Raw genomic sequence first — 13,331 nt, forward strand, 5'->3', positions numbered from 1 at the left:
GCCCTTCACACACCAACCATCACTCACCACAGAACCCACGAGGGGAACACCATGCGCACACGATCTCTGCGCTCAGCACTGGGGCTGTCCGCGGCCTTGACCTTGGCGGCCGGCACATCGATCGCCGGCCTGACACCGGCATCGGCCGACGATCAGACCGCGACTCCCATCCAACACGTCGTCGTGATCTTCGACGAGAACATCTCCTTCGACCATTACTTCGGCACCTACCCGAATGCGGCCAACACCCCGGACGAGCAGCTCCAGGGTGGGGGCGCCGCGGGACAGTTCACGGCCGCCAAAGACACGCCCACGGACGTCAAGACCCTCTCCCAGGACCACCTGGACGGCGAGCAGAACCCCAATTCCGTCAAGCCCTTCCGCTTCACCCCGGAGCAGGCCGTCACGTGCGACCAGAACCATAACTATGGCGCGGAGCAACAGGCCTACAATGGCGGCGCGATGGACCAATTCGTCCAGTCGGTGTCCAAAGATAAGTGCGCCTCGGCGGGATCCTCGATGTACGAGGCCAACGGCGAGACCATGGGCTACTACGACGGCAACACCGTCACCGCCCTGTGGAATTACGCCCAGAACTACTCGATGAGCGATAACTCCTACTCGGCCAATTTCGGCCCCTCGACGCCCGGCGCCTTGAACCTGATCTCGGGCAACACGCACGGCGTCACGTCGCACGACCCGAAGACCGGCGACAAGACGGCCACGCCGGATCCCTACGCGATCCAGAGCCCGGACGAGAACGGCGTCGGCACCGTGATTAACGACCCGGATCCGCTGTACGACGACTGCTCGAATAACTCCGGGAAAGCCTCCAATAACCTGGCCTCGCTGTCCGGCCGCAACGTCGGGGACATGCTCAACGGCGCCGGTCAGAGCTGGGGCTGGTTCCAGGGCGGCTTCCGCCCCACCACCGAGGCCAGCGGGGATACCGCCGCGCAGTGCCAGGCGAAGCACGCCAACGTCGCGGGCCAGGAGTCCATCGACTACTCGCCCCACCACAATCCGTTCGCCTACTACAAGTCCACGGCCAACGAGCACCACACCGCCCCGGCGAACGACGCCGAGATCGGCCACAACGGGCAGGCCAATCACAACTACGACCTGACCGACTTCGACAAGGTCGTGAACTCGGACAACATGCCCGCCGTCTCGTTCCTCAAGGCCGGCGAGTACCAGGACGGTCACGCCTCCTACTCGGACCCCGTGGACGAACAGCACTTCCTGACGCACCAGATCAACCAGATCCAGCAGTCCAAGAACTGGAAGAACACCGCCGTCGTGGTGGCCTATGACGACTCGGACGGCTGGTACGACCACGTCGCAGCGCAGATCACCAACGCGTCCAACGACACCTCCCCCAAGGGGGACCAGGCCATCTGCACGGACGCGGCCGAGAAGGGCGTCGACATCTCCGGCGGCTACAAGGATCGCTGCGGCCCGGGAACCCGGCAGCCGCTGCTCGTGATCTCCCCCTACTCGAAAACCAACTACGTGGATCACACGCAGACGGACCAGACCTCGGTGTTGCGCTTCATCGAAGACAACTGGGGCCTCGGCCGGGTGGGCGACCACTCGCTGGATGAGAAGGCTAACCCCCTGACCTCGATGTTCGACTTCCAGAGGGCGCCGAATACGACGCCGCTGGCCCTGGACGAATCCAACGGCACGGTCGTGTCCAAGGATCCGCCGGCGAGCCAGAGCCCTTCCCCGAGCGATTCCGCGACACCGGGCGATGAGGCGTCGAACGGCGCCGGCACCGGGGTAACCCCGGACGATCGCGACTCGGGCAACGGAACGGGCACCGGGAATAACCCGGGCTCCGGCGAGATCTCCGGGGAGGACCCCTCCGCCTCGGCCTCGGGCGATCAGGCCGGGGGCCAGCAGAACGACGACGGGCTCGCCTCGACCGGAGCCAAGATCGGCATCCCGATCGGTCTGGGCCTGATCCTGCTGGTGATCGGCTTCGGGCTGTTCGTTGCCTCCCGCAGGTCGCGGGGGCAGGACCGGTAATTCGTGGGCCGTGAGGCCGAGACCACAGGAGCCCCCTGGGACGATGTTCGCCTCAGGGGGCTCCTGCGCATCCGGGGCGGTCCGCCGCGGTCGGAGAGCCCCCGACCGAGGCCGGCCCGGCTACGCGCCGGCCTCGCGCGCCAGGTCCTTCCACCGCTCCCGATCCTCGGAGAGGCCGTCGCGGGTACCGAGGACCTCGATCACCCCGATCCCCCGGATGGGTTCACCGAGGGCCTCGCGCAGTTCGCCGAGGTCTCGCACCCGGCGGAAATCGTGGCCGTGGGCGGTGACCAGGCTTTCGATCGTCACGGCGTGGGGCGTGCCGAAGAATCGTTCCACGGGGTCCGCCCAGTCGTCGTCGCGGGCGACGTGACCGTGCTCCAGCGTCGAGAAGATTCCGCCGCCGGTGTCGTTGAACACCACGATCTGCAGGTTCGGCATCCGTTCGGTCGGGCCGATGAGCAACGATCCGGCGTCGTGCAGGAACGTGAGATCCCCGACGAGCGCGCGCACGGGCTTCCCGCGGGCCAGGCTGACCCCGGAGGCGGTCGCGATCGTGCCGTCGATCCCGGCCAGGCCGCGGTTGGCGAGCACCTCGTACTCTCCGTCCCCGGGTTTCGGCGCGGGGGCGATGTCCAGATCACGAATCAGGTTCGAGGACCCCGCGACCAGGGTCACGCCGTCCTGGCCGGAGGCTTCCGCGACGGTTCGGGCGACCCCGGGTCCGCTCGGGACCCCGTGAGTCTCCTCGTCCCCTGCGATCACGCGGCCCAGCCCGGCGCTCACGGCGGCGTCGGCCTCGCGCCACCGTTGCAGCCAGGAGGGCTCGCACCGACCGACGACGTCGCGCGCCTCGCGCAGGCTCGTCACGACGCGCTCTGAACGCCGGTCGGGATTCGCCCAGGCGATCGGGCGCGGAAGGTACAGGACCGACGCGACGTCCGGACGGGCCAATAATTGCTGCACGGGTCGCGAGAGCGTGGGCCGTCCGAAAAGAATGACCGTCTCGATCTCGCGGGCCAGCCCTCCGCCGAGTATCAGTTGATAGGCCCCGATCGCGTGGGAGCCGGCGCGGGCCCCCGAGGAGGGTTCGGCCAGCAAGGGCGCTCCGGTGGCTTCGGCAAACCGACGCGCGATGAGGCCCGCGCCGTCCCCCGCCACGACGACGGCCCGCGTGGCCGGCGCGCCCGCCCCCGCGGGTTCGAGGGCCACGGCCGCGCTACGGTCGACGATCTTCGGGGCCGGGGCAACCTCGAGATCGCGTAACGTATCCGCCCACGCGCGGAGGGTTTGGCGCATCCGCGGGTCCGGGGTCAGCGGGTCGTCGAAGGAGACATTGATCTGCACGGGTCCGATCGGGCGCGCCGCCGCGGATCCCCAATCCCGGGGGTCCCGGCCGGTCAGGGCCGCCAGGCATTCGGTGAAGGCCGCGGTCTGCTGACCGGCCACGTCCTCCGGGTAGGCGGTGAGGTCCGCGGCGGCTCGCACGTGCACGCCGTAGAGATCCGCCTGCCACGTGGTCTGGTTGGCCCCGGTGCCGCGGAGCCGGGGCGGGCGATCCGCCGAGATCACCGCCAACGGCACTTCGGAGTGATTCGCCTCCATCACGGCGGGCATCAGCTCCCCCACGGCCGTGCCGGAGGTGGTCACCACGCCGACCGGGCTTCCGCTCGAGGCGGCCATCCCGAGAGCGGTGAAGGCCGCCGACCGCTCGTCGATCCGCACGTGGACGTCGAGGACGCCCGCCTCGTCCGCCGCGGCGAGCGCGTACGTCAGCGGAGCGGAGCGGGAGCCGGGGGCCACCACCACGTGACGCATGCCGGAACGGATGAGCGAGTCCAGAACGGACACCGCGGTGAGGAAAGCGTCGGGGGAAGCATCTGCTGAGGTCACCCGGGCCATTTTACGCCCGGGATGGGCAAACCCGACGTCGGCGTTTCGACTTTATTTTTTATTGAGAATCATTATCATTAACCAATCATGACCTCGACTCTCGCACGATTCACACCCGGCCGCCTCGCGGCCCTCGCGACGCTCCTGACGGTGCTCCTCGCCGCCTCGATCCTGGCCGCGATCTCCTGGGGCGCCGCCCCCTTCCCCCTAACCCAGACCTTTTCCCATCTCTGGGCCGGGCTGACCGGCGGAACCATCGCCGCCGATGAGATGACCGACTACACCGTGGTCGTCGACATCCGCACGCCCCGCGTCCTGCTGGCCGGGCTCGTGGGCGCCGGGCTCAGCGCGCTCGGGATCGCGGCGCAGGCCATGGTGCGCAACCCCCTGGCCGACCCCTTCATCCTGGGCATCTCCTCGGGCGCCTCGGTCGGGGCCAGCGCGGTCGTCTCCTGGGGCCTATTCGCGTCCCTGGGGGTATACGCCCTCTCGACGGCCGCTTTCGCCGGCGCACTCCTCGCATCGGTCGTGGTGTACGCGCTGTCCCGGACGCCCAGCGGCGTGGCCCCCGTCCGGCTGATCCTGACCGGCGTCGTGCTGTCCTTCGGGTTCCAGGCGCTGATGTCCGCCATCGTCTTCTTCGCGTCCCGGGGCGACGCCGCCCGGTCGGTGATGTTCTGGATGCTGGGATCTCTCGGCGGCGCCTCGTGGCAGCAGCTCCCCCTGGCCGCCGTGGTCACGATCGGTTGCGTGCTGTACCTGCGGATGCGCGCCCGTGACCTGGACATCGCGTCGATGGGCGACGGTTCCGCGGCGTCGCTCGGAGTGGACCCTCAGGCCCTGCGCCGACGCCTGTTCCTGGTGACGGTCATCGGCACCTCGACGCTCGTCTCCGTCGCGGGAACCATCGGGTTCGTGGGCCTGGTGATCCCCCACCTGACCCGCATCGCGTTTGGTCCCGCCCACCGCGCCGCGACCGTCATCGCACCCCTGCTCGGCGCGATCTTCATGGTCTGGGTGGATCTGATCAGCCGCGTCGCGACGCCGCCGAGGGAACTGCCCCTGGGCGTCGTGACCGCCCTCTTCGGGGTCCCGGTCTTCATCGTGCTCTTGCGGCGCCGCGGATACGTCTTCGGGGGTTCCCGATGACCGCGATGCCCGGAGTACACCTGAACCGATTGTCCGTTCCCGTGGCGGGCCGCGAGGTGATCGACGGACTGACGCTGTCGATTCGCCCCGGAACCGTGGTCGGCCTCGTCGGGCCTAATGGATGCGGTAAGTCCACGCTGCTGCGATCCCTGTACCGGGCCGCGCGCCCGCGATCCGGGACCATCGTGATCGACGGCCGGAGCCTCGCGGAGCTGAGCTTCGGCGATTCGGCGAAACTGGTCGCCGCGCTGCCTCAGGAAGAGAGGACGGAACTGGACTTCACGGTCGCCGAGGTCGTGGCCCTGGGCGCCACGGCGGGCACCGACGCCGCACCCGATCAGATCGAGCGGGCGGTCCGACGGGCCCTGGAGCGCACCGGCATGAGCGGGCACGCGGATCGCAGCGTCCTCGGCCTCTCGGGCGGCGAGCGCCAGCGCACCCTCGTGGCCCGGGCCTTCGCGCAGCGGGCCCGCTATTTGCTGCTGGACGAGCCGACGAACCACCTCGACTTGCGCCATCAACTCGATCTGTCCGCCGAGGTGCGGCGGTACGTCCACGAAAGCCCTTCGCCCGATCCCCCGGCCGCCGTGCTGGCTCTGCACGATCTCAACCTCGCCGCCGGGCTCTGCGATCGCGTCGTGGTGATGTCCGAGGGAGCCGTCGTCGCCGACGGGGCCCCCGAGGAATCCCTCGACCCCGGGATCGTCGAGACCGTCTACGGCGTCCGTCCGACCCTCGCGCGCCGGCCGGACACCGGCGCCCCACACCTTTTCTTTCCCCTCACCCAAACCCAGGAGGATTCATGAATCGCACCATTTCCCCCGCCACCCCGAGACGTCGGTTGTCCCGGACGGCATCCCTGACCGCCGTGAGCGTCGTCGGCCTGCTGCTGGTCAGCGGCTGCGGGGCGAACGTCGCCTCGGAGGACTCGCACCAGCACCGGACGTCGATCACGAACTGCGGGCGGACGACCTCGTACCCCACCCCTCAGCGGCCGGTCGCCTACGACGTCTCGGCCATCGAAAAGATGTTCTCCCTCGGCCTGGCCGATTCGATGCGCGGGATCGTGTTGCCCAAGACCGTCTCGTCGGTGATCGACAAGTCCCCGTACCGTGACGACTACGCCAAGACGGAGACCATATCGGATACCGTCCTGGGTCAGGAGGCCGTGGTGGCCGCCAAGGCGGACTGGGTCTTCGCCGGGTGGCAGGCCGGCTTCAGCGAAGAGCGCGGCGTGACCCCGGATTCGCTGCAGAAGGTCGGCATCAATTCGTACATGCAGAACGAGACCTGCTTCAACTACGGGGAAGGTTCCGCGGACACGGACCCCCTGGAGGCCACCTACCACGACCTGACGGACCTGGGGCAGATCTTCGGGGTCGAGGACCGAGCCGAGCATCTCGTGGGTGATCTGCGTGAACGACAGAAGGCCCTGCGGGAGGCCCCACGTCCCCACACGCCGAGCAATGTGTTCGTGTACGACTCGGGAACCACCGAGCCCTACACCGCCGGTCGACGCACCGCGATGACGTCGATCGTCGACCTCGCCGGCGCCACCTCGGTGACCGGCGACGTCGACGCCCGCTGGGACACCGTCGGCTGGGAGCCGGTCGTGAAGTCCGAGCCGCGGGCGATCGTCGTCGTGGATTACAACAAGCAGCCCGTCGAAGAGAAGATCGACTACCTCACGACGCAGTCCCCGCTCAAGGATTCCCCGGCGGTCCGGGACGGGAACATCTACGTCATGGATTACGGCGAGGCCATCTCCAGCCCGCGCAACATCGAGGCCGCCGAGAAGCTCGGGGAATACCTCAAGGCCAGGGGGCTGCGATGAGCGTGATGCCCCTTCATGACGACTCGACCATCGACGACCTGCTCGCATCGGTGTTGCGGCACGAACGCTCCGCCGAGGACGACGGTCGGGCGCCCACCGTGGCCAACAGCGTCTTCTGGGTCCAGCACGGAACGCGGCTGACCCCGGAGAGCGCGCTCTACCGGAACCGCTACGTGCTCGTCCGGGTGGGCACGGCCTTCGGCGCCTGCTCGTTCGACGACGGCGAGCTCGGCCCGGAGATCGCGGAGATGTCGGGACGTCCGGTCCGCGAACTGCTGGCCCACCGGTCGATGCCGCTGCGGACCGCCGCCCTGGACGCCTGGCTGGGCGCCACCTCGCCGCACCGGGCGGATCCCCGCGCGCGGGTCGTGACCCTTCCCGCGGGCACGCCCCGCGAGCGCGCGGTGGCCCGCGATCGGGAGATCGCCGGCCTGCTGGATCTGCGACCCGGGATGCGTGTGGGCCTGATCGGCGTGGTCAACCCCCTGGTCGAGGCCATCCGGGCGCGCGGGGCCACGCCGCTGCCGTGCGATCTGTCGATGACCGAAACCCAGTGGGGCGACCCCGTGGAACGGGACATGACGCGCGTGATCGACCGGGCCGACGCCGTGATCGCCACCGGAATGACCCTCGGCAACGGGACGTTCGACCCCCTGCGCCGGCGCTGCCTCGACCGTCGCATCCCGCTCGCGATCTACGCCCAATCCGGTGCCGCCGTGGCCCGGGAGTATCTGGGGCGCGGCGTCTCCGCCGTGAGCGCCGAACATTTCCCGTTCTCCCAGTTCAGCGCCGACGCATCGCCCCTGTACGTGTATCGGCACCCCGGAGACGAGGTGGTCGGGCATGTCTAGCGCCTCCGGTGCCACGACGGCGTCGGCGTGCGCCGATCCGCAGGCCCCCTCGGACCGCCGGATCGCGGCGACCGTGTGGCCCCTGTGGACGGCCTGCGCGTTGGGGCTGGTCCCCTTCACGATCTACTCGAACTTTCTGGTGGAGATCACCGAGGTCTCCGGGGCGTCCGCGGCGCTGATGGGGGCCCTGCGCGGGGCCGGCGGCGTCGCGGCGCTCATCGTCGGCTTCGCCTGCGCCCCGCTCCTGGACCGCATCTCCCGGCGCGCCGCGGTGGCGGCGGCGCTCGCGGTCCTGGCGCTCGCCTGCCTCGTGGGGCTGATCGCGACGGCGTGGGCGTGGGTCCTGTTCTGCCTCGTGGTCGGGGGCGCGACCGCGGTGTTGAATCCCGCCGCCGCGGCCCTGGCCGCGGACCTGTTCGAGGACGACGCCGCCTCGGGCCGGGCCGCAACGCAGGTCTCCTCCGTCATGACGCTCACGGCCGTGCTCTCGGCCCCTCTTCTGGCGGGTCCGGCGATCTATTGGGGGTGGCAGGGGGACTTCGTGGCCACCGCCGTCCTGTGCCTCGCGCTCGCGGCGCTCATGACGAGCCCGTTGATCACGACGACGCCCCCGCCCGGCTCGGCCTCGGGTACCGGGGCCCCGTCCGTCCCTCGGGGCTACGCGGCCTCCTGGAAAGCGGCGGCCGCGCTGCGGGGAGTCGTCCCGATGCTGATCGCCTCGACGGCCAGGACCTCGGCGTTCATGGGCCAGCTGGCGTACCTGGCCGTGTTCTATCACGATCGGTTTGCCCTGGGACCGGGGGTATTTTCCCTGGTCTGGACCTTGTCCGGGAGCGCCTTTTTCCTGGGGAACTGGTTCGGGGGCAGGGCGCTCCGCCGGGTGAACGCGCCGTGGCGGACGGCCCTCGTGGGGTGCGCCGCGGCCCTCGTGGGAACGCTCGCCGTGGGCGGCCTCTTCCTGGCACCCACCGCGCCGTGGGCCTTGGCCGCGACGGCGGTCCTCGGCGCGTCGCACGCCGTCCTGGCCGCCAGCGTGACCGTACTGTTGGTCGGCCAGTCGGCCGGTCGGCGCGGCACGGTCCTGGGGCTCAACGGCGCGGGTCAGAGCCTGGGCGTCTGCATCGGGGCCTCCGTCGCCGGTCTGGGGCTCGCCGTGGGCGGATGGGCGGGGGTGGGCCTTCTGCTGGCCGCCGTCACGGCGGTGGCCGGTGGTGCCGCCTTCGTCGCCGCCGTGGGCCTGCGCCGCGCGGATCGATCGGCGGAAGCCGGCAGCTCCCCAGGGGCGGACGCGGCGGATCCTCACTCCTCGGGCGAGGGCTCGTCGTGAGCGCCAGGACCGGCGCCGCGGTCGGCGGCTTCCGCGTCGGACACGGCAGCTGCATCCGGCACCACGGCGAATTCCTGCAGGGTTGCTTCTGGGATGCGGCGAGCGGCACCCACGTGCCCGGCCTGGTCACGGTGCCGGTCCCCGAGCTGCGGACCCACGCGATCTTTCGCCCGGCCGACGGGGACGGGATTCACGTCCCCGGTGACCGGCCGAAGTCGGCCCGGGCCGCGGCTCTGGCGCTGGAGGCCTGCCGAGACCGCGGCGGCAACCACCCGGCCGGCGGCGTCGTCGAGATCTCGGGTCACGACGACCGCGGCTGGGGCATGGGCTCCTCGACCTCCGACGTGATCGCGACGGTCCGGGCCGTCTGCGCCGGCTGCGGCGTGACCCTCTCGCGGTGGGAGATCAGCGACGTGGCGGTCCGCGCCGAAGCCGCCTCGGATCCCCTGGCCTACGACGAGACCCCCGTGCTGTTCGCCCAGCGCCACGCGCGCCTGCTCCGGCGCTGGAGCCGCCCGTTTCCGCCCGTCGCCCTGGTGGGATGCCGGCTCCCGGGAGAGCCGGTCGACACCCTGGCCATCGAGCTGGAGCCCTACACGCCGTCGGAGCAACGCGAGTTCGCCCGCCTGGGCGGGCTCCTGAATGCCGCCGTCGTGCGGGCCGACCCGCGGCTGCTCGGACGCGTCGCCACGCGCTCGGCCGAGATCCACCAGCGCCGCGTCCACCGCCCCGGTCTCGATCACGTCGTCGAGATCTGCCGGGCGGTCGGCGGCGTCGGGGTGCAGATCGCGCACAGCGGCACCGTCTGTGGCGTCCTGCTCGACGAGCGGGAGCCCGACGTCGCCCGAAAGATCTCCCGGACTCGAGCGGCCCTGAGCCGCGCGGGATTCACCCCCACCCTCGAGAAAAGATCGGAATCACACCGTGTCCCCCTCTGAATCCGTGACCTCCCAGACCGACCTCCCCGCTGCCATCGCGACGCACGCGGGCCAGGCCCTCGGCGCCCCGGACCTGATCCGACTCGAACCGGGCCTCTACGCCCTGCGTTTCGAGGTCATGAAGGCCAGATCGGCGCGCGCGGCCCTCGAACGCCTCCTGGCCGAGGGCCGCATCGCCCCCGGAGGGACCGTAATCGACTCCTCGAGCGGCATCTACGCGTGCGCCTTGGCGATGGCCTGCCACGAGTTCGGCCTGAAGTGTTACATCATCGGGTCCACGACGATCGACCCGGTATTGCGCGCCCAACTGGCCATGATGGGCGCCGAGCTGGAGCAGATGCCGCCTTCGGACTCCCTCCGGGCCGATCAGGACCGCCGCGTTGCCCGCGTGCACCAGCTCCTGTCACGCCATCCCGAGTGGCACTGGATGCGCCAGTACCACGACGCGGTTCACCGCCTCGGATACCGCCCCCTGGCCCGGAGCGTGGGCCGCCTCTTGGCGCGGGCGGGCTCCCGGCACGTCAACCTCGTGGCCCCGGTCGGTTCGGGGGTTTCGAGCGCCGCCATCGCGACGGGACTGACCGAGGCGGGCCTGTCGGCCGCGCTCACGGGGGTCCAGCCCTTCGGGTCGGTGACCTTCGGCTCCGAACGGGTCGACGACCCGGACATGCTCATCGCCGGTATCGGCAGCTCCATCACGTTCGAGAACGTGCACCACGACCTCTACGAGGAGATCCATTGGGTCTCCTACCGCGTGGGCCGCGCCGGTGCCGTGTCCCTCTGCCGCGACCACGCGCTCTTCGCCGGCCTCAGCTCGGGTGCGGCCTACGCGGTCGCGCGGGACGCCCTGAGCCGCGGGCCCGAGGAACCGGCCGGATGCCGCCCCGCCCCGGGGGCCGTCCTGATGCTCTGTCCCGATACCGGCCACCGCTATCTCGACCCGGTCTTTACCGCGACGGAATCGGTCCCGCACGTCTCGGTCTTCGCGCCGCACCGGCTCGACGAGCGCGGTCAGACGCCCCGTCTGCCGTGGTCCTCGGTGCGGTGGGGCGGGCGAATCCCCCAAGAGCCCTCGCACGGCGCAAGCCCGGGTCCAGGGTGACCCCCCCGGGGTCGACCGGGCCTTGCCGACCGGCTCGGTCGGCCACCCCACCGCGGCCTCGAGGGCCGGGATCGTGGCTTAGGCGTTCGTCGGAGTCCCGTCGAGTTCCGCGTGGCAGGCCCGCAGCCGCTCCAGCCACGCGTCGCGCCGGGAACCGCCGACCGCCCATTCCTCGAGGCGGCCTGGATCGGGATCGACCCGCCCGGCCGACAGGAACCCGTCCTCGGGGATCAAGGGCTCGGCCACGAGGTCTCCGGCCAACAACGACGCGGTGCCCAGCCCGCATCCGTGATCGAGCGCCGGTAGGGCGGCGGCGAGCGCGAGCCCGGCGCTCATGCCCACCGAGGTCTCCAGGGCCGAGCTGACCACCGCCGGCAACCCCGATTCCCGGATGATGCTCAAGGCATGGTGGGGGCCGCCGAGCGGGGCCGCCTTCACCACGATGAGGTCCGCCGCGCCCTCGGCCGCGACCCGCAGGGGGTCCGACTCCTTGCGCACCGATTCGTCGGCGGCGATCGGCACGCCGAGTCCTTCCCGTTCTACGGCCTCACGCAGGCGCGCCAGGCCGGCGATCGTGGGAACCGGCTGTTCCACGTAGGCGGGAGAGAATTCCGCGAAGGCGCGCAGCGCGTCGAGGGCGGCCTCGTGCCCCCAGCCGCCGTTGGCGTCCATCTTGACCACAGCCCCCGGGGCGGCCCGCCGGACCGCCGCAATCCGGGCGAGATCCTCCTCGAGGCTCTGCCCGGGCTCGGCGACCTTGATCTTCACCTCGCGTACCTCGCCGCGCGAGCGCGCGAGCACCTCCGGCACGCGGTCGGGGCCCACCGCGGGCACCGTCGCGTTGACCGGGATGCGCTCCCGCACCGCGGGGGGATACGGTTGCCAGGCCGACTCGATGGCGCAGGCCAGCCAGCGGGCGGCCTCGAGGGGCTCGTACTCCAGGAAGGGGCAAAATTCGCCCCATCCCTCGGGCCCGCGGAACAGCAGGGCTTCGCGGTGGGTCACCCCGCGGAATCGGACATTCAAGGGAACGGAAACCACGACGGCCGTATCCAGCAACTGTTCCAGCGTGGGGGTCACGATTGAGCTCATGTACTCACTGTGCACCGATCGAACGGAGGAAACGAATCTCACGATTCGCCACCAGGGAATATTCAGGAAAATTCCGAGAAACGGGCAGGTCACGCTGGCATGCTCGGACGTGAGAAGCGTACCGACGAGGATTTTAAGGGGGGCCCGAGGCGCATGACCACAGAACCGACCCGCGAGGTCGGGCAGGATCCCCACCGCGACTGGTCCTCGTCGCGGAGAGGCGCCTACCAGTTGCCCACCACCAAAGTCGTCGTCAAACACCTCATCGTGATCGCTCTGATGGTCGCGGGCCTGTGGGCCACCATATGGGCCTTTCTGGACAGCTACTCCGGTCAGTGGATCGACCAGACCGCCTTATCCGAGGTCAGTAACAATCTTCGGCGCTACAGCCAGCCCTCGGTGAGCTTGCTCAACGCCCTGCCGGCCATTTCCGGCGTTCTGGCGCTCGTCGGCATCGTGTTCGTGCTGGTCCGGCGCCATCGTTTCGCGCCGGCGTTGATCGGGTTGCTCGTCGCCGCCGGGGCCAACGGCACCACGCAGATTCTCAAGTCGGCGATCTTGAACAAGCCCAACCTGGGCGTCCAAGAGGCGACCATCAATTCGTTGCCCTCCGGCCACACCACGTTCGCCGCGGCGGCGGGCGCCGCGCTGTTCCTGGCGGCCCCCAAGAAATGGCGCCCGTTCCTGTCCCTCGTGATGTTCCTCTTCAGCGTCATGACCGGGGTCGCGACCGTCATCAACGAGTGGCACCGCCCGGCCGACGTCGTCGCCGCGCTGTTCGTGGTCGGCGGCTGGACCGCCCTCGGCCTGCTGATTCTCCGCTTCGTTCCGGCCGAGGATCACGACACCTCGAGCACCCGCCACACCGGGATGCTCATCATCCCTCTGATGGTCATCACGGGGCTCTTCCTCGGATTTTGCGCGGTCGCGACCTACATGATCTCCGCTACTCAGCACTTCACGGGGGCGGCCCTGCTCGGAAGCCTGTGCCTCATCCTGGCGGTCGGGATGCTCAATACCGCGCTGCTCGTGTGGCTGTTGCGACGCAAGCAGCCCCTCGCCGAGCGGCCCTATACCAAAGTGTGGACCTACTAACCTCCCGACCCGGGCGGGC

11 protein-coding genes are annotated in these 13,331 nt (G+C 70.1%); 9 read left to right on the forward strand and 2 right to left on the reverse strand.

What is annotated here, in order from left to right:
* Positions 1–51: 51 nt before the first annotated feature.
* Positions 52–2,031: a phospholipase C gene (locus tag CURSPS6_RS07100; RefSeq protein ID WP_082470187.1), complete on the forward strand. Its 1,980-nt coding sequence runs from the start codon at positions 52–54 to the stop codon at positions 2,029–2,031.
* Positions 2,032–2,151: 120 nt separating this feature from the next.
* Here CURSPS6_RS07100 and menD read toward each other — a convergent pair whose 3' ends face one another.
* Positions 2,152–3,933, reverse strand: coding sequence for a 2-succinyl-5-enolpyruvyl-6-hydroxy-3-cyclohexene-1-carboxylic-acid synthase (gene menD, locus CURSPS6_RS07105; protein ID WP_051687703.1), 1,782 nt, complete (start codon positions 3,931–3,933; stop codon positions 2,152–2,154).
* A gap of 78 nt (positions 3,934–4,011) precedes the next feature.
* On the opposite strand from menD, the gene CURSPS6_RS07110 reads away from it, so the two are divergent.
* From CURSPS6_RS07110 to CURSPS6_RS07140, 7 genes are read left to right on the forward strand one after another with little or no spacing between them, the layout of a single operon-like run.
* On the forward strand, positions 4,012–5,073 hold the full coding sequence (locus tag CURSPS6_RS07110) for a FecCD family ABC transporter permease (RefSeq protein WP_030015159.1): 1,062 nt from the start codon (positions 4,012–4,014) through the stop codon (positions 5,071–5,073).
* Positions 5,074–5,078: 5 nt separating this feature from the next.
* Positions 5,079–5,879: an ABC transporter ATP-binding protein gene (locus CURSPS6_RS07115; protein ID WP_030015160.1), complete on the forward strand. Its 801-nt coding sequence runs from the start codon at positions 5,079–5,081 to the stop codon at positions 5,877–5,879.
* Positions 5,876–6,907, forward strand: coding sequence for an ABC transporter substrate-binding protein (locus CURSPS6_RS07120; RefSeq protein WP_082470189.1), 1,032 nt, complete (start codon positions 5,876–5,878; stop codon positions 6,905–6,907). Before CURSPS6_RS07115 ends, CURSPS6_RS07120 begins: the two co-directional genes overlap by 4 nt.
* Positions 6,904–7,758 carry a Rossmann-like domain-containing protein gene (locus tag CURSPS6_RS07125; RefSeq protein WP_082470191.1) on the forward strand — a complete coding sequence of 285 codons (855 nt, stop codon included), beginning with the start codon at positions 6,904–6,906 and terminating at the stop codon, positions 7,756–7,758. The genes CURSPS6_RS07120 and CURSPS6_RS07125 overlap by 4 nt, the downstream gene beginning before the upstream one ends.
* Complete coding sequence (locus tag CURSPS6_RS07130; RefSeq protein WP_082470193.1) at positions 7,751–9,085, forward strand: MFS transporter; 1,335 nt, start codon at positions 7,751–7,753, stop codon at positions 9,083–9,085. The genes CURSPS6_RS07125 and CURSPS6_RS07130 overlap by 8 nt, the downstream gene beginning before the upstream one ends.
* Positions 9,082–10,023, forward strand: a complete 942-nt coding sequence (locus CURSPS6_RS07135; RefSeq protein ID WP_051687704.1) for a hypothetical protein — start codon at positions 9,082–9,084, stop codon at positions 10,021–10,023. Before CURSPS6_RS07130 ends, CURSPS6_RS07135 begins: the two co-directional genes overlap by 4 nt.
* Positions 10,010–11,125 carry a pyridoxal-phosphate dependent enzyme gene (locus CURSPS6_RS07140; RefSeq protein ID WP_235503689.1) on the forward strand — a complete coding sequence of 372 codons (1,116 nt, stop codon included), beginning with the start codon at positions 10,010–10,012 and terminating at the stop codon, positions 11,123–11,125. The genes CURSPS6_RS07135 and CURSPS6_RS07140 overlap by 14 nt, the downstream gene beginning before the upstream one ends.
* Before the next feature lie 78 nt (positions 11,126–11,203).
* Here the strand turns inward: CURSPS6_RS07140 and CURSPS6_RS07145 are convergent, their stop codons facing one another.
* Positions 11,204–12,217, reverse strand: coding sequence for an o-succinylbenzoate synthase (locus CURSPS6_RS07145; protein ID WP_030015168.1), 1,014 nt, complete (start codon positions 12,215–12,217; stop codon positions 11,204–11,206).
* A 153-nt stretch (positions 12,218–12,370) separates the two neighbouring features.
* Here CURSPS6_RS07145 and CURSPS6_RS07150 point away from each other — a divergent pair, with 153 nt between their 5' ends.
* Positions 12,371–13,312: a phosphatase PAP2 family protein gene (locus CURSPS6_RS07150; RefSeq protein ID WP_160319778.1), complete on the forward strand. Its 942-nt coding sequence runs from the start codon at positions 12,371–12,373 to the stop codon at positions 13,310–13,312.
* The last annotated feature ends 19 nt before the right edge of the window (positions 13,313–13,331 follow it).

Origin of the sequence: Curtobacterium sp. S6, from assembly GCF_000710345.2 — a bacterium.
Classification (GTDB): domain Bacteria; phylum Actinomycetota; class Actinomycetes; order Actinomycetales; family Micrococcaceae; genus Rothia.